Origin of the sequence: Bradyrhizobium sp. ORS 111 (genome assembly GCF_045571485.1) — a bacterium.
Taxonomy (GTDB): Bacteria; Pseudomonadota; Alphaproteobacteria; order Rhizobiales; family Xanthobacteraceae; genus Bradyrhizobium.
This window is the reverse complement of sequence record NZ_CP120701.1, coordinates 6,692,899-6,714,662: the sequence shown is the minus strand read 5'-3', so window position 1 is coordinate 6,714,662 and position 21,764 is coordinate 6,692,899. Positions and strand designations below refer to the sequence as shown.

At 65.1% G+C, this 21,764-nt stretch carries 18 protein-coding genes; 9 read left to right on the top strand and 9 right to left on the bottom strand.

The features are described from left to right. The first annotated feature begins 62 nt into the window (after positions 1-62). The gene (locus P6U30_RS30845; RefSeq protein WP_407166531.1) at positions 63-2,390 is read left to right on the top strand and encodes a xanthine dehydrogenase family protein molybdopterin-binding subunit; all 2,328 of its coding nucleotides are present in this window, start codon (positions 63-65) and stop codon (positions 2,388-2,390) included. A gap of 73 nt (positions 2,391-2,463) precedes the next feature. Here the strand turns inward: P6U30_RS30845 and P6U30_RS30840 are convergent, their stop codons facing one another. Genes P6U30_RS30840 through P6U30_RS30830 form a run of 3 tightly spaced genes read right to left on the bottom strand, consistent with a single transcriptional unit; the run spans position 2,464 to position 5,683 of the window. After that, on the bottom strand, positions 2,464-3,660 hold the full coding sequence (locus P6U30_RS30840) for an acyl-CoA dehydrogenase family protein (protein ID WP_407148295.1): 1,197 nt from the start codon (positions 3,658-3,660) through the stop codon (positions 2,464-2,466). 11 nt (positions 3,661-3,671) lie between these two features. Continuing rightward, the gene (locus P6U30_RS30835; protein WP_407166530.1) at positions 3,672-4,817 is read right to left on the bottom strand and encodes an acyl-CoA dehydrogenase family protein; all 1,146 of its coding nucleotides are present in this window, start codon (positions 4,815-4,817) and stop codon (positions 3,672-3,674) included. 5 nt (positions 4,818-4,822) lie between these two features. Then, complete coding sequence (locus tag P6U30_RS30830) at positions 4,823-5,683, bottom strand: enoyl-CoA hydratase (RefSeq protein WP_407166529.1); 861 nt, start codon at positions 5,681-5,683, stop codon at positions 4,823-4,825. Positions 5,684-5,840: 157 nt separating this feature from the next. Here P6U30_RS30830 and P6U30_RS30825 point away from each other — a divergent pair, with 157 nt between their 5' ends. The 3 genes from P6U30_RS30825 to P6U30_RS30815 are packed head-to-tail and all read left to right on the top strand — an operon-like array spanning position 5,841 to position 7,889. After that, a complete protein-coding gene (locus P6U30_RS30825; RefSeq protein WP_407148292.1) occupies positions 5,841-6,455 on the top strand; it encodes a LemA family protein in 615 nt (204 codons plus the stop codon). Positions 6,456-6,477: 22 nt separating this feature from the next. Continuing rightward, positions 6,478-7,374 (top strand): TPM domain-containing protein, encoded by an 897-nt coding sequence (locus P6U30_RS30820; RefSeq protein ID WP_407166528.1) that lies wholly within the window; start codon positions 6,478-6,480, stop codon positions 7,372-7,374. Positions 7,375-7,391: 17 nt separating this feature from the next. Continuing rightward, positions 7,392-7,889 carry a TPM domain-containing protein gene (locus P6U30_RS30815; RefSeq protein ID WP_407148290.1) on the top strand — a complete coding sequence of 166 codons (498 nt, stop codon included), beginning with the start codon at positions 7,392-7,394 and terminating at the stop codon, positions 7,887-7,889. 146 nt (positions 7,890-8,035) lie between these two features. Here P6U30_RS30815 and P6U30_RS30810 read toward each other — a convergent pair whose 3' ends face one another. From P6U30_RS30810 to P6U30_RS30800, 3 genes are all read right to left on the bottom strand, one after another. Next, complete coding sequence (locus tag P6U30_RS30810) at positions 8,036-8,650, bottom strand: glutathione S-transferase family protein (RefSeq protein WP_407166527.1); 615 nt, start codon at positions 8,648-8,650, stop codon at positions 8,036-8,038. Positions 8,651-8,876: 226 nt separating this feature from the next. Then, positions 8,877-9,686: an MBL fold metallo-hydrolase gene (locus P6U30_RS30805; RefSeq protein WP_407166526.1), complete on the bottom strand. Its 810-nt coding sequence runs from the start codon at positions 9,684-9,686 to the stop codon at positions 8,877-8,879. Then, positions 9,683-10,057, bottom strand: a complete 375-nt coding sequence (locus P6U30_RS30800) for a Crp/Fnr family transcriptional regulator (protein WP_407166525.1) — start codon at positions 10,055-10,057, stop codon at positions 9,683-9,685. Before P6U30_RS30800 ends, P6U30_RS30805 begins: the two co-directional genes overlap by 4 nt. A 202-nt stretch (positions 10,058-10,259) precedes the next feature. On the opposite strand from P6U30_RS30800, the gene P6U30_RS30795 reads away from it, so the two are divergent. From P6U30_RS30795 to P6U30_RS30780, 4 genes are all read left to right on the top strand, one after another. Beyond that, on the top strand, positions 10,260-11,282 hold the full coding sequence (locus P6U30_RS30795) for a hypothetical protein (RefSeq protein WP_407170581.1): 1,023 nt from the start codon (positions 10,260-10,262) through the stop codon (positions 11,280-11,282). Between the two features lie 92 nt (positions 11,283-11,374). Then, positions 11,375-12,922, top strand: a complete 1,548-nt coding sequence (locus P6U30_RS30790) for a hypothetical protein (protein ID WP_407166524.1) — start codon at positions 11,375-11,377, stop codon at positions 12,920-12,922. 104 nt (positions 12,923-13,026) lie between these two features. Next, the gene (locus tag P6U30_RS30785; protein ID WP_407166523.1) at positions 13,027-14,280 is read left to right on the top strand and encodes a flavin-dependent oxidoreductase; all 1,254 of its coding nucleotides are present in this window, start codon (positions 13,027-13,029) and stop codon (positions 14,278-14,280) included. Between the two features lie 95 nt (positions 14,281-14,375). Further along, positions 14,376-15,764, top strand: a complete 1,389-nt coding sequence (locus P6U30_RS30780; protein WP_407166522.1) for an MFS transporter — start codon at positions 14,376-14,378, stop codon at positions 15,762-15,764. On the opposite strand, the gene P6U30_RS30775 is transcribed toward P6U30_RS30780, so the two are convergent. From P6U30_RS30775 to putA, 3 genes are all read right to left on the bottom strand, one after another. Next, entirely contained in the window at positions 15,755-16,399 is a 645-nt protein-coding gene (locus P6U30_RS30775) for a glutathione S-transferase family protein (protein ID WP_407166521.1), read from the bottom strand. The genes P6U30_RS30780 and P6U30_RS30775 overlap by 10 nt on opposite strands. A 262-nt stretch (positions 16,400-16,661) precedes the next feature. Then, positions 16,662-17,867, bottom strand: a complete 1,206-nt coding sequence (locus tag P6U30_RS30770) for a CaiB/BaiF CoA transferase family protein (RefSeq protein ID WP_407166520.1) — start codon at positions 17,865-17,867, stop codon at positions 16,662-16,664. 258 nt (positions 17,868-18,125) lie between these two features. After that, positions 18,126-21,134 (bottom strand): bifunctional proline dehydrogenase/L-glutamate gamma-semialdehyde dehydrogenase PutA, encoded by a 3,009-nt coding sequence (putA, locus tag P6U30_RS30765; protein WP_407166519.1) that lies wholly within the window; start codon positions 21,132-21,134, stop codon positions 18,126-18,128. A gap of 115 nt (positions 21,135-21,249) precedes the next feature. Between putA and P6U30_RS30760 the strand changes: the two genes are divergently transcribed. Beyond that, positions 21,250-21,714 (top strand): Lrp/AsnC ligand binding domain-containing protein, encoded by a 465-nt coding sequence (locus P6U30_RS30760; RefSeq protein WP_407166518.1) that lies wholly within the window; start codon positions 21,250-21,252, stop codon positions 21,712-21,714. Positions 21,715-21,764: the final 50 nt, after the last annotated feature.

Here is a 21,764-nt window from a genome sequence, read left to right as displayed (position 1 = left end):
GTCAGCGCGCCAAAATCCGCTAAAACCCCCGCCGAATTCTTGGAAGCTCGAAGGATAAGCTGATGAACATTCTTCCCGGCAATATGCGTTTTGGTGCAGGACAGCCCGTCAAGCGTCTGGAAGACCAGCGGCTGCTCACCGGGAAGGGGCATTTCATCGACGACAAGCCCGAGGACGGCGCGCTCTGGCTGCACGTGCTGCGCTCACCGCATGCCCACGCCAATATCAAGTCAATCGACACCAAGGCGGCACTGGACATGCCCGGCGTCGAGGCGGTCTATACCGGCGCCGATCTGGTCCGCGACGATATCGGCACGCTGCCGACGCTCGCGATCTTCAAGCGGCCGGACGGCTCGCCGATGACGGTGCCGCCGCGGCGGCTATTGGCCCATGAGGTGGTGCGCTATGCCGGTGAGGGCGTGGCTGCCGTGGTCGCGACCTCGCGCGTGCTGGCACAGACTGCGGCGGAGGCGATCGAGGTCGATTACGAGGTGCTGCCCTCGGTGGTCGATCCGGTCGAGGCGATCAAGCCCGGCGCGCCCGTGGTCTGGCCCGAGGCGCCCGACAACATCGTGGCCGCGATGAGCTATGGCGATGCCGCCAAGGTCGAGGAGGCCTTTGCCAACGCCGCGCACAAGGTATCGCTCGACCTGGTCAGCCAGCGCCTGGTGCCGTCGGCGATGGAGCCGCGCTCGACCATCGCAGAGATCGAGAAGAAGACCGGCCGGCTGCTGCTGCACGTGCAGTCGCAGACGCCGGGCTCGACCCGCGACCTGCTCGCGGAATCCATCCTGAAGCGGCCGAAGGACAGCGTGCGCGTGCTGGTCGGCGACATCGGCGGCGGCTTCGGCCAGAAGACCAGCCTCTATCCGGAAGACGGCGTCGTCGCCTACGCCGCGACCAAGCTGAACAAGAAAATCCGCTGGCGCGGCGACCGCACCGACGAGTTCGTCGGCGGCACCCATGGCCGTGATCTCACCTCAACCGGCGAGTTCGCACTCGATGCCAAGGGCCGGGTGCTGGCCTATCGGGTGCGCTCGATCGGCGGCACCGGAGCGTACTCGTCAGGCACCGCGAACATCATCCCGCTGGTGCTCGGGCCGTTCGTGCAGACCGGCGTCTATGATCTGCCGCTGGTGCATTTCGAGGTGAAGTCGGTGATGACCCACACCGCTCCGGTCGGCGCCTATCGCGGTGCCGGACGGCCCGAGGCGGTGTTCATCGTCGAGCGGCTGTTCGACGCCGCCGCGCGCCAGATCGGCATGGACCCGCGCACCATCCGCAAGGTGAACTACATCAAGCCGGCGCAACTGCCTTACACCAACGCAGTCGGCCAAGTGTACGACTCCGGCGCCTTTGCGCATATGCTGGAGCGGGCTTCCGACCTCGCCGACTGGAACGGGTTTGCCGCGCGCAAGAAGGCGGCAAAGAAGAAGGGCCTACTCTATGGTCGCGGGCTGACCAGCTACATCGAATGGACCGGTGGCCGCGCCCACACCGAGAAGGTCTCGCTGCACGCCACCGCAGAGGGCCGCGTCATTCTCCACTCCGGCACCATGGCGATGGGGCAGGGCTTGCAGACCACCTACACCCAGATGGTATCCGACTCGCTCGGTATTCCCCTGGACCAGATCGACGTGGTGCAGGGCGATACTGATCTGGCTACCGGCTTCGGCAGCGTTGGTTCACGCTCGCTGTTCGTCGGCGGCACCGCGGTCGCGGTCTCGACCAACGACATGATCAACAAGGCGCGCGAGAAGGCCGCCAACCTCCTGGAGGCGGGCGTCGAGGACATCGAGTACCGCGACGGATTTCTCACCGTGGTCGGCACCGATCGGCGGATCAGCCTGTTCGAGGTCGCCAGGAAGGAGAGCGGCGCAAGGCTCTCGGTCGACAGTGAAGGCGAGGTCGACGGACCGAGCTGGCCGAACGGCACCCATATCTGCGAGGTCGAGATCGATCCCGAGACCGGCATCACGCGGGTGGTGCGCTACACCACGGTCGACGACGTCGGCGTCGCCGTGAATCCGATGCTGGTGGCGGGCCAGATCCATGGTGGCGTCGCGCAGGGCATCGGCCAGGCGCTCTATGAAGGCGTGGCCTACAGCGACGAAGGCCAGCTTCTCACCGCGAGCTACCAGGACTATTGCGTGCCGCGCGCCGACGACATCCCGCCGATCATGGTGACGCTCGACGACTCCGCGCCCTGCAAGACCAATCCCCTGGGCTCGAAGGGCTGCGGCGAGTCGGGCGCGATCGGCGGCCCGCCCTGCATCGCCAACGGCGTGATGGATGCGCTGAACGAGCTTGGCATCACCCAACTCACCACGCCGCTGACGCCGGCGAAGATCTGGCAGGCAATCCGCGACGCTAGGGCGCGCGCGGCATAAGCCGCGCTCTCCCCACTCGTCATTATTCCGGGTTCGATGCTTGCGCATCGCCCCGGAATGACCGTTGAAGCCTTTACAGACCCAACACCATCTTCGCGATGATGTCACGCTGGATCTCCGACGATCCGCCGAAGATCGTGTAGGCGCGGCCGTTGAGATATTCCGGCACCACCGGCAGCAGTTCTTCCGGGATCGCCGGTTCATGGTTCAGCCGATAGAACGGCCGGGCCGGCTCGACCGCGAGCCCGTCATTGCCGATCACGTCGACGCCGAGCCGCGTCACCGCCTGGCGGATCTCGCTGACCCGCAGCTTGATGAGCGACGACACCGCGCCGGGATTCTGCCCGGTCTGCAGCGCAGACAGCACCCGCAGCTCAGTCATCTCAAGCGCATCGATATCGACCTCGACCTCCGACATTCGCAGCGCGATGTCGGGGTCGTCGATGGCGCGGCCGGTGACGTCGGACGATGCGAGATCGGAGATCGTCTTCAACGCCTCGCGCAGCTTCGCCGACGCGATGCCGGAGCCGCGCTCGAATTCGAGCAGGTATTTGCCGTAGGTCCAGCCCTTGCCTTCCTCACCGACGCGATTGGCGACGGGCACCCGAACGTCGTCGAAGAACACCTGATTGACCTCGTGGTCGCCGCCGATGGTCAGGATCGGGCGTGTGGTGATGCCCGGCGTCTTCATGTCGATCAGGATGAAACTGATGCCGTCCTGCTGCCGCTCGCTTTCATTGGTGCGCACCAGCGCGAACATGCGGTTGGCGTGATGGGCATGCGTGGTCCAGATCTTGGTGCCGTTGATGATGTAGTCGTCGCCGTCGCGCACCGCACGGGTCTTCAACGACGACAGATCGGAGCCTGAGCCCGGCTCGGAATAACCCTGGCACCAATAGTCCTCGCCCGAGAGAATTCGCGGCAGATAGAAATTCTTCTGCTCGGCCGAGCCGAAGCCGATGATGACAGGGCCGACCATCTTCACGCCCATCACGTTGACATTGGGCACGCCGGCGCGGGCGCATTCGGCTTCGAAGATCCAGCGCTGCGCCGGCGTCCAGTCCGGCCCGCCATATTCCACCGGCCAGCCCGGTGCGCCCCAGCCGTTGCGGTGCAGCGCGCGCTGCCAGGCCATGCCGATGTCAGGATCGGAGAACACCGACGGCGTCAGCGCAGTGGCGCGTTTCATCTCCGGCGTCAGGTTGGCGGCGATGAAGTCGCGCACTTCCTGCTCGAAGTCGCGTTCCTCGGCGTTGAAGGTGAGATCCATCTGACGCCCCGTTAGCTCTGCGTCCGGCCGCTCAGGGCGGCGTGACGGCGATAATGATGGGCGCTGCCGCCGAACAGCGTGTCGAAGGCAAGCAGGCGCTTGAAGTAGGAACCGATGTCGAGCTCCTCGGTGACTCCCATGGCGCCGTGGAGTTGCACCGATTGCTCGGCGACGAAGCGGGCGCATTTGCCGATCTTGGCCTTGGCTCCGGAGGCCGCGCGGCTGCGTTCGACGGGCCCGGCATCGGCCATCAGCGCCGCGCGCAGCGCCATCGAGCGGGCCTCGTCAACCTGCATCGCCATGTCGGCGAGGCGATGGCGGATCACCTGGTTGGCCGACAGCGGCCGCCCGAACTGCTTGCGGATCTTGGTGTATTCGAGCGTGGTGTCGAGCAGCGTCTGCATGATGCCGACAGCTTCCGCGCCGAGCGCGGCCATCGCGCGGTCGATCACGGCTTCGATCGCAGGCAGTGCATCGCGGCCGTCGCCGAGCAGAGCGTCGAGTGGAAGCACGATGTCTTGCAGCTCGAGGCTGCAGCCACGGCCGCCGCCGAGCCGCGCGTAATCCTGCAAGGTGAGGCCGGGCGCACCTGCCCGCACCAGGAACAGACCAAGCTTGCCGGATGCGCCATTCGTGTTGGCCATGCGGGCGGAAACGATGATCTGGTTGGCGGCGGCACCATCCAGCACGGCGACCTTGCGGCCGTTCAACCGCCATCCGTCGGCGGTCTTCGCGGCCGTCGTCTCGACATGGGCGAGATCGAACCGCGCCGCGCGCTCCGAATGCGCGAAGGCGAGCGTGAGCGCGCCTTCCGCAACATCAGGCAGGATCGCCTGCTTCTGCGCCTCGGTGCCGCACTCGGCGACCAGCGCAGCGCCGATCACGACCGTGGAGAGAAAAGGCTCGGACACCAGTCCGCGCCCGAACGCTTCCATCAGGATCCCGATCTCGATCGCGCCGCCGCCGAGCCCGCCATCGGCTTCGCTGATCGGCAACGCGAGCCAGCCGAGCTCGGCGAACTGCTTCCAGATATCAGGCGAGAAGCCGAGCGGGTCGTTGGCGCTCTTCTTGCGATGCTCTGATGTAAAGGTTTCCGCCACGAAGCGGTCGGCACTCTCGCGCAGCAGGCGCTGCTCGTCGCTCAAGGTCAGGTCCATCGGATCTACTTCACGTTGGCGGTTTTTCTGACGGAGGGGTGAAGCCCGGCAGGATCCACCACCATTCCGAACTCCTGGAGGTTGTGCGCGTGGCAGAGCTGATGCAGCGCGAAGGCCTGGTCGATTGCGGCAGGTTGTCCCATGATGTCGAGGGAGCGGTTGACCGCTTCCTTGGACAGCTTCAGCGCAAATGCGGGCTTGGCCGCGATCCTGCGCGCCAGCTCCATCGTGAAAGACGAGAGATCGCCGCGCGGCACCACGTGATTGACCATGCCGAGCCGATGCGCCTCGTCGGCGCTCCAGACGTCGGCGGTGAACAGCATTTCCTTGGCCTTGCGCGCGCCGAGCTCCCAGGGATGCACGAACCACTCGACGCCGCAAACACCCATCGTGACGACTGGATCGCAAAACTCGGCGTCGTGGCTTGCGACGATCATGTCGCAGGCCCAGGCAAGCATTAGCCCGCCGGCGATGCACTTGCCGTGCACTTCCGCAATGGTGGGCTTGGCAAGGTTGCGCCAGCGCCGGGTGATCTGCAGGTAGATTTCCTGCTCGCGCGCGAAGCGGCCATGGGCATTCGGCTCGGCGAAACCGCCCCAATTTCCGACCGGCGGGAAATCCACGCCGGCCTGGTTCTTTCCCGTCGGCCGCAGGTCGTGGCCAGCCGAGAAATGCGGCCCGTTGCCGGCGAGGATGATGACCTTGACCGCGTCGTCCTGCACCGCCCGGTCGAAGGCGGTGTTGAGGTCGTAGGTCATCTGCAGGTTCTGGGCGTTGCGCGCCTCGGGCCGGTTCATCACCACCCGCACGATCGCAGGCTCCGGCCGTTCGACAACAATTGTCTCGTATTGTTCTGACGTTGTCATGGATCCTCCCGGGATCGATTTTTCAGCATGATGAACGGCGCGGGGAGGGATAGGCAAGGGCCATCAGCCGCAAAAATGCGGGCGAAAGCCGTCGCGCGGGATTACCAGGCGAAAACGATCTGTTACGGTGATCGAGAATTCCACCGGGAGAACTTTCATGCGCAAGCTTTGGACCGTGCTGGCAGCGCTGGCGACGTTGAGCCTGACCAACTGCGGCTACAACGCGATCCAGACCAACGATGAACAGGTCAAGTCGGCCTGGTCGGAAGTGGTGAATCAGTACCAGCGGCGGGCCGACCTCGTGCCCAACCTGGTCAACTCGGTGAAGGGCTTTGCGCAGCAGGAGAAGGACGTGCTGCTCGGCGTCACCAATGCACGCGCCAAGGTCGGCAGCGTCCAGGCGACGCCTGAAGTGCTCAACGATCCCGCTGCATTCCAGAAGTTCACGCAGGCGCAGGGCGAGCTCACCAGCGCGCTGTCGCGGCTGCTGGTCGTGACCGAGAACTATCCGCAGCTCAAATCGGACGCGCTGTTCCGTGACCTGATGGCGCAGCTCGAAGGCACTGAGAACCGCATCACCGTGGCGCGCAACCGCTACATCAAGTCGGTGCAGGACTACAACGTCGGCATCCGCACCTTCCCGAACAATCTCACCGCGATGGTGTTCGGCTACAAGGACAAGCCCAACTTCTCGGTCGACAACGAGAAGGAGATTTCGACCGCGCCGAAGGTCGATTTCGGCCCATCGCCGGCTCCGGCGCCGTCGAAGTAGCTGACAGCGCGATCCGACCGCGATGACCGCTGCACGCGTCATCCTGCTTGCTTTCCTGCTGGGCTTCATCTGCCCGGCATGGGCCGAGGTCGCGGTGCCGCACCTCACCGGCCGCGTCGTCGACCAGACCGGAACGCTGTCGTCGGGCGACATTGCTTCGCTCAACGACAAACTGAAAGACCTGGAGACGCGCAAGGGCGCCCAGGTCGCCGTTCTGATTGTGCCCACCACGGGCGAGGAGACCATCGAGCAGTTCTCGATCCGCGTTGCCGAAGCCTGGAAGATCGGGCGCAAGAAGATCGATGATGGCGCGCTGCTCGTCGTCGCCAAGAACGACCGGCATCTTCGCATCGAGGTCGGTTACGGCCTCGAGGGCGTGCTCAGCGATGTCGTCACCCACCGCATCATCGACGAGGACATCACGCCGAAATTCAAGGCTGGTGATTTCGTCGGCGGCATCTCGGCCGGCGTCGACAGGATGATCGGCCTGGTCAATGGCGAGCAACTGCCCGAGCCGGAGCCCGAGCATTGGCAAGCGCCGAATTTCGTCGATCTGGCCAATCCGGCTGGGATCTTTGTCGTCATCATCGTGGCGGGAATCTTGCGCGGGATCTTGGGGCGCCTGCTCGGCTCGGCCGCGACGGGCGGCATCGTCGGCGTCTTTGTCTGGATGGTGGCCGGCTCGCTCGTGACGGCCATCGGGGTCGGCCTGTTCACCTTCGTCGCGGCGCTGATCTTCGGCGGATTGAATTTCGGCGGTCCGGTGGTCGGCTCAGGCCCGTATCGCCGAAGCGGCGGCTATCCGGGCGGCTGGTCCGGCGGCGGAGGCTGGAGCGGTGGTTCGGGCTCCAGCGACAGCGGCGGCTTCAGCGGCGGAGGCGGCAGCTTCGGCGGCGGTGGCGCATCGGGAAGCTGGTAGGCAAGAGGCATTACCTCATGGGCATCAAGCGCATCGGCAAGCATCTGCTCGAGCACCGCTGGCGGGTGCGGCGTGACTTTCCGCCGCGCGTGCTCGACGCCATCGAGCGGGCCATCAAGGCCGGCGAAGGCACGCATTCCGGCCAGATCCGTTTCGTGGTCGAGGGTGCGCTTGACGGGGTCCCGCTGTTCCGCGACCAGCCGGCGCGGGAACGGGCGCTCGACGTGTTCTCGCATTTGCGGATCTGGGACACCCATCACAATAACGGCGTCCTGATCTATCTGCTGCTTGCCGATCGCGACGTCGAGATCGTTGCCGACCGCGGCATCGATTCAAAGGTCGGCCACGCTGGCTGGGAAGCGATCTGTCGCGCGATGGAGGCCGATTTCAGGGCGGGCCGGTTCGAGCAAGGTGTGATCAAGGGGATTGAGGCCGTGTCGCGGGAGCTCGCAAAACACTTCCCTCACGTCGCCGGCGGTCCCAACGAGCTGCCGGATAGGCCGGTAGTGATTTGAAGCGCTGCTCTCTCCCTGTCATTGCGAGTTAGCGGGTCGCACGAATACGCGCCCGTGACAGGCTTCGGCGAAGCAATCCATCCCACAACTTGCGGAGGCATGGATTGCTTCGTCGCTGTCGCGCCTCGCAATGACGGCGGCGGCGCTCAGGCCTTCACCGAAGGCCGTTCGCCGACGCGGTTGAACCAGGCGATGATGTTGGCGTTGGACTGGTCCAGCGGCTGGCCGACCTGGTTGCCGAAATCGAGCCAGCAGTAGAGCAGCATGTCGGCGAGCGTGAAGCGCTTGCCGCAGATGTATTCCCGGCCGTCGGCCATCTGGTCGTTCAGCCATTTGATTCGGTTGGCGGCGATCATCTTCAGCCCCGGCGAGGCCTCGGGCGCGACCGGGATGCGCTTCTCGAAAAACTTCAATGCCTCGCCGAAGCGGTAGCCGTTGGCGAGCGGCTCGGCGATGTTGAGATCGAGCCGGCGCGTCCACATCCGGCACACGGCGCGATCTTCCGGCGTCGCGCCGATCATCGCCGGCGAGGGGTGCTTCTCCTCGAGATATTCGCAGATCGCCGTGATCTCGGAGAGATAGCTGCCGTCGTCGAGCTCCAGTGTCGGCATCTGGCCGTGCGGATTGCGCTTCAGATGGGCCGCCTCGCGGTTCTCGCCGCCGCGCAGGTCGACGGTCTGCTTGGGCATCTCGATGCCCTTCTCGGCCATGAACATGCGCACAATGCGCGGGTTCGGTCCGATCGAGTCGTAAAGCTTCATGGTCCTCGCTCCCTGTTTCTAAGGGTTGTTGTTGCCATCGTTGAACAGGCCGCGCGCGGATTTGTCAAATGCGAAGCGCGCAGCCCTCTCCCCGTCATTGCGAGCCAACGGCCGCGCGAATGCGCGCGATGACAGGCTCCGCGAAGCAATCCATCGGTCCGCATGCGCGGATGGATGGATTGCTTCGTCGCTGTCGCTCCTCGCAATGACGGGAAGAGAGCGAATCTCAATCATCCAGCTTGTTGAGGTCGCGCACCGACTGCATGATCGGCTCGAAATTGGCGCGCGCGTCGAGGGCGTCGAACAGTTGCGCGGTGTCCTCGAGCAGGCCGTGCGAGCGCTGCAGCGCGATCCGCACGTCGTCCTGCGGCGTGTCGGACAGCCGGCCATGACCGGATAGCAGGATCTTCGAGTTGAGACCCCTCAGGCGCTCCAGCGACTGGATGTAATCGGCGATCGAGCCGGAGCCGAACACACCGCCCATCACGCCGCCCGGCATCAGCGTGTCGGCTGCGAACAGCAGGCCCTTGTCCGGGTCGAACAGCGTGATGCAGGCCGACGTGTGGCCGGGCGTGTACATCACGTTGAGGCGGAAATTGCCGAGGTCGATGAGATTGCCTTCCTCGAGCCAGAGGTCGATGTCGATCGGCACGTTCGGCTCGTTGAACATCTTGCGCAGCATCGAGAAGTCGTCGCGCAGCATGATCTTGTTGGCGGCGAGCCGGTGTGCGGCGATATAGGCGCGGCCGTGGAAATGATAGGCCGCGCCGATGTGGTCGAGATGCTCGTGGCTCAGCACCACCATGTCGATCATCTCGGGCGTCACCCCGAGGTGGTCGAGGCAGGCGACGAGGGACGGGTAGTTGGTCGACAGCCCGACGTCGATCAGGATGGTCCGCTTGCTGCCGCGCACCAAATAGGCGTTCGCCGCACGGTTCTTGAAGCGGATCTGGTAGACGTCGTCGGCGGCCTGAATCAGCGTCGCCACATCAGCCTCGAACAGGATCTTGAACGGGCTCGGCCGACGCTCGCTCATGGCTTTGCTGCCGCTTGGTAGGTGACGGCGTTGGACGCTCGCAGCCGCTTCGAGAGTGCGTCCATCACCATGAGCGCAAACGCCGGCTGCTGGCTGACGAGATAGACGAAGCGGGCGTGGTTGATCCGCATCACCTTTGTGCCGGCAGCGGCCGCGATTGCGGTTGCCGAGCGGGACGAGCCGTCGATCACGGCCATTTCGCCGAAGAACTCACCCTTGCCGAGGCTGACGATGGTTGTCCTGTGTCCGCCGTTGCTCTTGGTGATGTCGACCTTGCCGTCGAGCACGACGAACAACTCGCGGCCGGTCGAGCCTTCCTCAAAAATGACGTCATCGACATCAAATTCATTGATGCATTTCTCGATCGTCATGGCGCTCCCCTGCCTTCTGGCTGGAAGATGGCGGTATGTTAATCGGGAAAAGGCCCCGCGCAAACGGAGCTGGCGCAGATTGCCGCGGGGCAGCATCGCCCAAATCCGGCCCGGAAGAGTTCCTAAAATTTAGGTAATGGCGAGCCGGGTAACGATTTCGCAAGCAATAAAAGTTACCAAATTGTCAACCTACCCTGGAGATTTGAACGTGAGTGAGCAGCAGAGCGAGCCGCTCGGCGGTGAAGCCGACGCCGAGATGGCGGCCAAGACCGAGCCGGTGCTGGCCGCGACCGATGCCGGGGCCGTCCGGCTCTCGCCCGAGCAGGAGGAGACGTCGCCGAAGGCCGACGCTCCCAAGATCGAGGTGCCGAAGAGCGAACACCCGAAGATCGAGCCGGCCCGGATCGAGCCGCCGAAGATCGATCCGCCGGGGGTCGAGGCTGGAAAGCGCGAAGGACCGCATTTCCCGGGCAAGCTGATGATCATGGCGCCGGGGGACCGCACTTGGGAAGACCGGACCTGGGAAGACCGGACCTGGGATCACCAGGCATCGGCCTCGAAGCCCGCCTCGGAGCAGGCCGCCAAGCCGGGCGGCACGCGCCGGGTGGCGGCGATGGCCGCGGTGATCGCACTTGCGGCCGTGGCCGGTGCTATCGGTGGCGCCTTCGCAACCACGGCGCTCGGCCATTTCGCCCGCAAGGAGGTCGCAGCCGCGAAGGAGACACCGACGAAGGAAGCGCTCGACACGTCGATCGCCCGGATCGATGGCGAAATCGCCGCCCTGAAGTCCAGCATCGACCAGACCGCCAGGAACGGTTCGGCTCAGCTCAACAAGACCAACGACCGTCTCGACAAGGTCGAGAAGGCGCAGGCCGAGCCGATGGCCAAGCTCGCCAAACTCAGCGAGACTGTCGAGAAGCTCCGCACCACGCCGCCGGTCACCACCGCGGCAACGACTGCGGCGGCCCGGGAAGTCACGGGCACGGTGACCCCGCCGGCGACCGCCGCCGCGGCGCCCAAGGTCGAGGTCGGCCGCCTGCCGGTGGTCGAAGGCTGGGCGTTGCGCGACGTCGGCAATGGCGGCGCACTGATCGAGGGCCGCGGCGGTATCTACGAGGTCTATGCCGGCGACCCCGTTCCGGGTCTCGGACGCGTTGATGCCATCCGAAGGCAGGATGGGCGCTGGGTGGTCGTTACCAGCAAGGGCCTGATCGTCGCGCGCTGATTGCGGATCTCAGAGGAAAACAGGGGCGCTTCACCGCGATGTGAAGCGCCTTTTTTCTTGAATAGGCTTCGCCGCGCGGTGTTAGTGGAGACATGAGCCGCGTGCTGCGATGTCTCCTGGTCGTGTCCGTTCTGCTCTGCGGCGTCGGCAGGGCGTGCGCGGGCGAGGATCGTCCACTCGAGCGCGGTCTGGCGACCATTGATCCCGTCATCCTCCGTGAGCTCGATCATGGCCGCTTCGGTCTCGGCCGCATGCTGGCGCCGGAGCGATCGGCCGGCGCGCCGCTGTCCAACCATGAGCTGTTCAGCCTGCCGGCGATGGTTCCGGTGCGCGAGGCGCTGGGGCGTGAGTTCGATCGTTACGTGACGGACCACGAAGCGAGCCTGCCGAACGAGAGCATCGGCGTCGGCCAAGGGTTCGCCTTCCAACTGTTCGATCGCAACCTGTTTGACTCCCCTAATGTCCGCTTCGTGCTGTCGGGCATCGTCAACCGCATGGACCGTGCCTATGTGGTGCCGGCGAGTTGCGGCGAGATCCGGCTGATCTACCGCCTGACCCGCACTGACGTGCCGCTGATCGGCGAGAACGCGGTTTCGCAACGCTTACCGATGACCCTGAACCTGGTGCTGAAGGCGAAGGGCGACGGCAATGATGCGTCGCTCACCTGTCGCGACATCGCGCGGCGTTGGCTTGCGACGGCTAGCGCGCCGCCGACGATGGACGGCCCGTTCGGCAAGGATGGCCCGCTCGACCTGATCGCTGACCGGAATATCGAGCGCATCGAGACCAACCTGCAGATCGCGCACGCGCCGAAATCAGCGGTGCGCGATTTCCGCACCGACTATCTGTTGAAGGTGTTCGACTATGACGGGGAGGCAAGGCGTTTCGTGGAAGCGCCGCTGGAGAACCAGATCGATCGCGACCGCATCGTGACCGACGAGACGCTGAGGCGGGACTTCAAGGCATGGCTGCTCGATCCCGGCCATTTCGCCGAGCTTGATCGCGGCACACTCGTGATCCCCGAACGCTTTCTCGCAAGGCGCGCCGTTGCCCCAACCCCGGTCGGTTTCGATGTCAGCGATCTGCAGCCCGAATTCGGCCTGACGGTGGGCGAGGGCGCGGCCGGCAAGGCGGTGTTCTCTGATAGCGATGTGGTCGGCGCCTTGAAGCAGGCCGCGGCTGACGGAACCAGGTTGCAGAACATCCAGTCGCTCGCCGGCTTCGAGCGGCGCCTCAACGACGTCACTTGCGCGGGCTGCCACCAGACCCGCGGCATCGGCGGCTTCCACTTCCCCGGCGTCGACTGGATGGCGGCGAAGCCGTCGAATTCCACTGTGGTGCCGGCCTCGCCGCATTTCTTTGGCGATCAGGCCCGCCGCCGCGATATCCTTGCCAGCTTCCGCGAGGGCAGGGCGCCGGACTTTTCGCGCGGCTTCGCCAATCGCCCGCAATTGCGCGGCAACGCCGAGCTCGCCGGCACCGAATATAGCGACGGCTGGGGCGCGCATTGCTACCTGCCGCCCGCGAAGCCCGTCGAGGCTGACCGCAGTTTTCGCGGCTGGACCTGCGCCGAGGGGCTCGCCTGTCAGCCCGCTGGCCAAACCTCGCGCATGGGCATGTGCTTCGTGAGGGCGCGGTAGCTGTCGCGTCGCGGTCTTTTCCTCTCATTCCGCGCTTCGCACCTGCGGGAGCATTGAGGCGAGATTGACAGTGGACTGATCATTCGTGTTTCATCGCATCAACAATGTCCGGGGATGGAAACAGGAACGAGGTCATCATCGTCGGCGCCGGCATCGGCGGACTGACGCTCGGCCTCGCGTTGCATCAAGCCGGCATATCGTGCCGCATCTTCGAATCCACCGCTGAGATCAGGCAAGTGGGCGTCGGCATCAACCTGTTGCCGCACGCGACAAGGGAACTCGCGGCTCTCGGACTCGAGGAGGCGCTTGCGAGCGTCGCGATCACGACGACCGATGCGACCTTCTTCAACCGCTTCGGTCAGTTGATCTATCAGGAGCCGCTCGGCCGTGCCGCCGGCTATGAGCATCCGCAATTCTCGATCCATCGCGGCGACCTGCAGAGGGTGTTGCTGGACGCCTTCCGCGCCCGCGCCGGGGCCGACTGCGTCGTCACCGACCGGCATTGTGTTGCCGTGGCGCAGGACGATGGCGGCGTGGCGGTGACATTTGCCGGAGGCTCCGGCAGCGCCGACCGCGTCACCATACGCGGGCGAGTCGCGATCGCCTGTGATGGCATCAATTCGGTGGTGCGCAAGCAATTCTTCCCCGGCGAGGGCGAGCCCCGCTACTCCGGCGTCAACATGTGGCGGGGCGTGACGCGTTGGAAGCCGATATTGTCGGGCGCCAGCATGGTGCGTGCCGGCTGGCTCTCACACGGCAAGGTCGTGATCTATCCGATCCGCCGTTCCGACACCTGTGGACTGCAGCTCGTCAACTGGGTTGCCGAGATCGAGACCCCGAACTATCGCAAGCGCGACTGGAATCGGGCCGGCTCGCTCGACGACTTCATTTGGGCGTTCGCCGACTGGCACTTCGACTGGCTCGACGTGCCTGCCTTTCTCCGCGCCGCCGACAGCGTGCTTGAATTCCCGATGGTCGACCAGGACCCGCTGCCGCGCTGGAGCTTTGGCCGCGTCACCCTGCTCGGCGACGCGGCGCATCCGATGGTGCCGCGCGGCTCGAATGGCGCGGGGCAGGCGATCCTCGACGCCCGTGCATTGACGACCGCGCTGCTTGCCCATGACGATCCGGTGGCGGCGCTTTCGGCCTACGAGCAACAGCGGCTGGAGACGACCGCGCGCATCGTGCTGACCAACCGCACCAATCCGCCGGACGCGATCCTGCGCGAGGTATTCCTGCGAACCAACGACAAGCCGTTCCGCGCCGTCGAAGATGTCATCAGCCGCGAAGAACTGGTCGAATTGTCCGACGGCTACAAGCGGATTGCGGGGTATTCGCAGGCTGCGCTGCGCAGTTAGTCGCAAGAGCCGCGTGGGCGTCCTGCGCGCCAGGTTTCAAGGACGGCAACCGGTAGCAAGTCGCCAGCACAGTGTCGTCGAGGAAGAGGCGGGGCATGGCCGAGATGCAAGAAATCGACGTCGCTGAACATATCGACCGGCAACCGGTCGGCAGCTTCCAGATCAAGCTGCTGTTGGCTTGCGCCGCGGTGCTGGTCCTGGACGGCTTCGACACCCAGGCGATCGGCTACGTCGCACCCGCGCTGGCCCGGGAATGGAGCCTGTCGCGCGCTGCGCTCGGACCCGTCTTCAGCGCCGGCCTGTTCGGCCTGATGATCGGCGCGCTGGTGTTCGGCCCGCTCGCCGATCGCGTCGGCCGCAAGAGGATCATTATTTTGTCGATGTTGGCGTTCGGCGTCGGCACCATCGCAACTGCCTTCGTCAACGACGTTACGACGCTATTGATCATCCGTCTGCTCACCGGTCTCGGGCTCGGCGGGGCGATGCCGAACGCCGTTGCGATGACCTCCGAATTCAGCCCGCATCGCCGCCGCGCCACCATGGTGATGATCATGTTCTGCGGCTTCTCGATCGGTGCGGCGCTGGGTGGCTTGCTCGCGGCGGCGCTGATTCCGCAGTATGGCTGGCGTTCGGTGTTCATCGTCGGCGGCGCCGCGCCGTTGCTGCTGGCGCCGGTCCTCGCATGGCGGCTGCCCGAATCCGTGCGCTTCCTCGCGTTGAGTGGTCGAGCCGATGCGCGCGTCGCCGAACTGCTGGGACGGATCAATCCGAACGCCGCTGCGGTGACGACAGGGACCCGCTTCGTCGTTCACGAACCACCGCTCGAGGGCCTGCCGGTTCTGCATCTCTTCCGCGATGGAAGGACGTTGCCCACGCTGCTGCTGTGGGTCGTGTTCTTCATGAGCCTGCTGGACCTGTATTTCCTGGCGAATTGGCTGCCGGTGGTGCTGAACGATCTCGGTGCATCGGTGTCGTCGGCCGTGCTGATCGGCTCGACGCTGCAGGTCGGCGGAGTGGTCGGCACGGTTGCGCTCGGCAGCGTGGTCGACCGCTTCTCGTTCCGCGCGCTCGCGTTGGTGTATTTCGTCGCCGTGTTTGCCGTCGGCGCGATCGGCCAGCTTGGTCACTCGGCGGTGCTGGTGGCGATCGTGATCTTCGCAGCCGGGTTCTGCATCGTCGGCGGTCAGATCGCCGCCAATGCGCTGGCTGCCAACTTCTATCCGACATCCATGCGCGCCACCGGCGTGGGCTGGGCCCTCGGCATCGGTCGCGTCGGCTCGATCATCGGCCCCCTGATCGGCGGCGCGCTGATGAGCGCGAAATGGAGCACGGCTGCGTTGTTTGCGATCGCCGCCTCGGCCGCACTTTGCGCCGCGCTGGCGGCGCTGCTGCTCGGCCGGGTCGTCCAACTCGGCGGTGATTCCGGTGCGAACCGGACGACGTCATTTGATGCTGAAACGCGGAGACGAGGATCCTACGCATAGTGCTGCAAGCGCGGGCCGGGCAGCAGATCATAGGCCGACTTCCAGCCTGGCAGCGCTGCGATGCGGTCGAGCCAGGCCCTGATATTCGGATGGCTCGTCGCGAAGTCATAGCCGGTCTCGTCGCTCGGATAGTGGAGATAGGCCATCATCGAGAAATCCGACACCGTCGGTCGCGCACCGATCATGAAGGCATTGCGTCCGACATGTTGATCGAGAATGCCGAGGAAGTCGTTGAGCCGCGCGCGGAAATGCTTCAATACAGCCGGATCGGCTGACGGCGTGAAGGTGCGCAGGAAGCGGTAGGTCGCCATGTAGCCCGAGAGCTTCTGATTGTCCCAGAACAACCAGCGCAGCAGCTCGAATCGCTCCGCAGGCGTTTCGCCGCCGAACTTGCCGTACTGATCTGCAAGCTGCAGCAGGATCGGCGCGGTCTGGGTCCGACGTTCGCCGTCAACCTCCAGCACCGGGATTTCGCCCATCTCGTTGACAGTCGCGCGCCACTCCGCCGTTCGCGTGACGCCGCCGCTGAAATCGGTCCATACCGGCTCGAAGCTCTCCCCGCACAACGTGAGCATCAGCGCGAGCTTGTAGCTGTTGCCGGATTCCGGGAAGTAGTGCAGGCGATAGCGGGGCATGTTGGAGGCTTTCCGATGATGGACAACTCGCGGACGACGTAGCCCGGATGGGGCGAAGCGCAATCCGGGATTGCGTGATCCGGTTACCGAGACTCGTCCCGGATTTCGCTTCGCTCCATCCGGGCTACATGCGTCATTGCGAGGAGCTCGCGACGGAATTGCAAAAGAACTCGGGCTGAAGCGACGAAGTAATCCATGCCTGTCGACGTAGTGCGATGGATTGCTTCGCTGACGCTCGCAATGACGCTGCGAGTCGACCTGGCTACGCCACCGCGCCAGAGGCGCGCAGCCTTTTGATCGTCGCTTCGTCGTAACCAGCCTGCCGCAGGATCTCGTCGGAATGCTCACCGACCTCGGGCGGCTTGCGTGGCTGCACTTTCTTTGAGCCGTCGATGAAGATCGGGCTGTTGACGGTCAGCATGGTGTCGTTCTCGAAGCGCACCAGCACCTCGTTCTCGATCATCTGCTTGTCGTTCGGAATGTCGTCGAGAATGCCGACGACGCCGAACACCAGGCCGTTGCCGTCGAGGATCTTGCGCCATTCGGCGAGGTCCTTGGTGGCAAACACCTCGTCGAAGACCTTGATCAGCTCGACCGAGCGGGCGTGGCGGTCCGCCTTGGTGGCGAAGCGCGGATCCGCGACGAGATCCTCGCGGCCGAGGCAACGCGCCAGCGTCGGCCATTGCCGGTCTTCGTTGAGCAGCGACAGGATGACCCAGCGGCCGTCCTTGCACTTGTAATGGTTGGTGACGGCGTTCAGCGCCTCCTCGCGCGGCTTGCGCTTCTTGAACTTGGCGCCCGAAAGCTTGGCCTGCGCCAGCACGCCATTGGCCCAGACACCATTAGCCATCAAATTGGTCGAGACGTGCGAGCCCTTGCCGGTCTTCTCGCGCTTGAACAGCGCGGTCACGATCGCGCCATAGAAGGCCATCGCGCAAGGGTGATCGCCCATGCCGGCGACCGAGCGGGCCGGGGTGGTGTCCTCGTCGGCGCGCACCAGATCCATCAGGCCGGATCGCGCCCAATAGGCGTTGGAGTCGAAGCCGGGCTTGTTGGCTTCTTCGCCCTTTTCGCCATAGCCGGTGAAGGACGCATAGATCAGCCGGTCGTTGAGATGGGCGAGGTGATCGTAGGTAATGCCGAGCTTCTGGCGCACCTGCGGCGGCATGTTGGTGATGAACACGTCGGCCTCCGCAACGAGCTTGTAGAGCACCTGCTGCGCGTCGGGCTTGGTGAGGTCGAGCGCCAGGCTCTTCTTGTTGCGGGCCTCCAGCATCCACGCGAAATTGTGTTCGCTCGCGGGATAGCCGGGCAGGTTCGGCAGGTTCCGGTAGGGATCGCCAGCGCCGGGCGGCTCGATCTTGATGACGTCGGCGCCGAAGTCGGACAGCACGGTGGCGGCCGCGGGCGCAGCGATGAAGCTCGCGCAATCAAGAACCTTGAGCCCGTCAAAAATGCCTTTTTCCATCGTGCCGTCGCTCCCGTGGCGCTTTGTTGATGTTTTTCCGGTGGCTGGAATATCGAATGCGATGATCCCGATCGGGCCGCCATTTGACCTATGTCGGGGGGCTGATGCAACGGATTGTTGGGCCGTCATTGCGAGGAGCTCGCGACAAAATTGCAGAGCAATTTTGCGCTGAAGCGACGAAGCAATCCGGATTGCTTCGAAGAGCCTGTCATCGGGCGCGCGTTCGCGCGACCCGTTGGCTCGCAATGACGGGAGCCGTTACTCCATCCCCGCCATCAGCGCGGCATTGCCGCCCGCGGCAGCGGTGTTGATGGTCACGGTCTGCTCAGTGGCGAAGCGCGCGAGGTAATGTGGTCCGCCGGCCTTCGGGCCGGTGCCGGAGAGCCCGCTGCCGCCGAATGGCTGTACGCCGACCACGGCGCCGATCATGTTGCGATTGACATAGATGTTACCGACCTGAAGGCGATCGATCACGTGCTCGACGGTATCCTCGATGCGGGAGTGGATGCCGAGCGTCAGCCCGAAGCCGGTCGCCTCGATCGCGGCCAGCACCGCGCCGAGCCGCTCGGCCCGGTAGCGCACGACATGCAGGATCGGCCCGAACACTTCCTCGGTGAGCTCGCCGGCATCGGACAGTTCAAAGATATGCGGCGCGACGAAGTTGCCGGCCGGCGCCTCGCCGGCCAGATGGGTGCGCGCCTGCTGTTTCATGCGCGCGATATGTGCGTCCAGTCGCTGCTTGGCCTCCGCATCGATCACCGGCCCGACATGCGTTGACGGATCGGACGGGTCGCCGATCTTCAACTCGCGCGCCGCGCCCGCGATCATCTCGATCGTGCGGTGGGCGACGTCGTCCTGCACGAACAGCAGCCGCAGCGCCGAGCAGCGCTGGCCGGCGGAGCGGAACGCCGAGGTCACGACGTCGTCGGCGACCTGTTCGGGCAGCGCGGTGGCGTCGACGATCATCGCATTGATGCCGCCGGTCTCTGCGATCAGCGGCACGATCGGGCCGTCCTTGGCTGCCAATGTCCGGTTGATCGATCGCGCAACTTCGGTCGATCCGGTGAAGACGACGCCCGCGATCTGCGGATCGGCAACCAGCGCGGCGCCCACAGCGCCATCGCCCTGGATCAGATGAAGAGCGAATGCCGGCACGCCTGCCTCATGCAGCAGCCGGACGGCCTCGGCTGCGATCAGCGGCGTCTGCTCGGCGGGCTTTGCGATCACCGCGTTGCCCGCCATCAGCGCCGCCGTCACCTGGCCGAGAAAGATCGCCAGCGGAAAATTCCACGGCGAGATCGCGACGAAGGCGCCGCGGCCGCGCAAGGCCAGCACGTTGCTTTCGCCGGTCGGCCCCGGCATCGCCTCGCCGTCACCGAACAGCTTTCGCCCGAGCGCTGCGTAGTAGCGACAGAAATCCGTCGCCTCGCGCACCTCGGAGAGTGCGTCGTCCAGCGTCTTGCCGCCCTCGCTCTGTAACAGTGCGATGAAATGCGCGCGGCGCTGCTCCAACAGGCTGGCGGCTTTGTCCAGGATCTCGGCACGCCTTTGCGCCGGCGTGGCGTTCCATCGTATGAAGCCGCGGCGTGCTGCGGAGACGGCGGCGGTTGCCTGTTCGGTAGTCGATGTTTTGACGGTGCCAGGCGAGGCCTTGCGCTCAGCGGCAATCGCCGATGTCAGCGCTTCAAGCGCCTTCCGTTCGCCGAATTCGAGGCCGCGCGAATTCTCGCGCTGCGGCCTGTAGAGATCGGCCGGCAGTCGAATGTCCGGATGAGCAGCCTTGTGGTCGGCTCCGACGATCTGGGCCGGACGGCGCAACAGGTCTGCGATGGACACGCGATTGTCGGCGGCCAGCGCGACGAAGGAGGAGTTGGCGCCGTTCTCGAGTAGCCGCCGCACCAGATAGGCGAGCAGGTCGCGGTGGCTGCCGACCGGCGCGTAGGTGCGATGAGCGATCTCCGGCCTGTCCTCGCCGAGCTGCGCATACAACGCTTCGCCCATGCCGTGCAGCCGCTGGAATTCGAAGCTCTCGGGATCGTCGGCGAGCTCGAGGATGGTCGCGACGGTGAGCGCATTGTGGGTGGCGAACTGCGGAAACAGCCGCGGCCGCAACGCCAGCAGCTTGCGCGCGCAGGCGACATAGTTCAGGTCGGTCATCGCCTTGCGCGTGAAGACCGGATAGCCGTCGAGCCCACGCTCCTGCGCGCGCTTGATCTCGGTGTCCCAATAGGCACCCTTGACCAGACGCACCATCATCTTGCGGTCGAGCCTGCGTGCCAGCGCATCGACGTAATCGATCACGTCGGCGGCGCGCTTCTGATAGGCCTGGATGGCCAGCCCAAAGCCGCTCCAGCCCGCGAGCGACGCATCCGCAAGGGCGGCGGCGATCACGTCCAGCGACAGCTCCAGCCGGTCGGCCTCCTCTGCATCGACGGTAAAGTTCAGATCGAAAGCTTTGGCGCGGCGCGCCAGTTCGACCAGACGCGGCACCAATTCGGTCATCACGCGGGCGCGGCTCACCGCCTCGAAGCGTGGATGCAGCGCGGAGAGCTTGACCGAGATGCCGGGCCGGTCGGGCAGGGGACGCGCGCCGGCGGTCTTGCCGATCGCCTCGATCGCACGGGCGTAGGATTCGAAATAGCGATGCGCGTCGTCGGCGGTGCGCGCGCCCTCGCCGAGCATGTCGAAGGAATAGCGCGAGCCGCGCGCCGAATGCGATTGCGCGCGCGACAGCGCCGCCTCGATGGTCTCGCCGAGCACGAAATGACTGCCCATCAGCCGCATCGCCTGCCGGGTGGCAGCGCGCACCGCCGGCGCGCCGAGCCGTTTCGTCAAGCGTCCGATCGTCCCCTGTGGCGTCTCGCCGGGCTGGATCACGCGCGCCGACATGCCGAGCGCCCAGGCCGAGGCGTTGACCAGGAACGCCGAGGATTTGGTCTCGTGGTTGATGAAGTCGCCCTGGCCGAGTTTGTCCTCGATGAACTGGTCGGCGGTGCGCGCGTCGGGCACGCGCAGCAGCGCCTCCGCCAGCACCATCAGCGCGAGCCCCTCCTTGGTCGAGAGCGCGAACTCGCGCAGCATGTCTTCCACCCCGCCGAGCGGATCGTCATTGGCGCGGATGGCCTCGATCAGGCGGGTCGCAGTGCGATCGATCTGCGCCTCTCGGTCTGCGCCAAGCCGGCTGTCGCCCAAGAGGCGAGCGGCAATGGTGGCGTCGTCAGGCGCATAAGGGGCGCTGAACGGGGGAAGCGGGTCGGAGTCGGGCATGGCGGGTTCCTTTGGATCTCACGGGAACACCTACGCGGTCGCAGACCGTAGTTCGATAGACAAATTACCGGATTTGCCTTAGAAAATAAGGAAGATTATTAGATTGACCAGATATATGCCAGAAATAGATAAAATCGACCGCAAAATCCTCTCGATCCTGCAAGGGGATGGGCGGATTGCCAATGTGGAGCTGGCCGAGAGGATCGGTCTGTCGCCTACCTCGGTCGGCGAGCGGCTGAAGCGGCTGCAGCGCGACGGCTTCGTCGAGGGTTATGGCGCAAGGCTCAACCCGCATCGGCTCGGGCTTGGATTGCTGGTGTTTGTCGAGGTGCTGCTCGACAAGACCACGCCTGATGTCTTCGAGCGGTTTGCCAGGGCGGTGCAGACCGCGCCGGAAGTGCTGGAGTGTCACATGGTGGCCGGTGGCTTCGATTATCTGGTCAAGGCCCGTGTCGCCAACATGTCGGCCTATCGCCGCTTCCTCGGCGAAAGCCTGCTGGCGTTGCCGGGTGTGCGCGAAACCCGGACCTACGCCGTGATGGAAGAAGTCAAGCGCGACGCGCCATTGCCGGTCGGCTGATATCCACTTCATGCGATCCACAGCCATGCTCCCGGCGTATTGGCATCGCG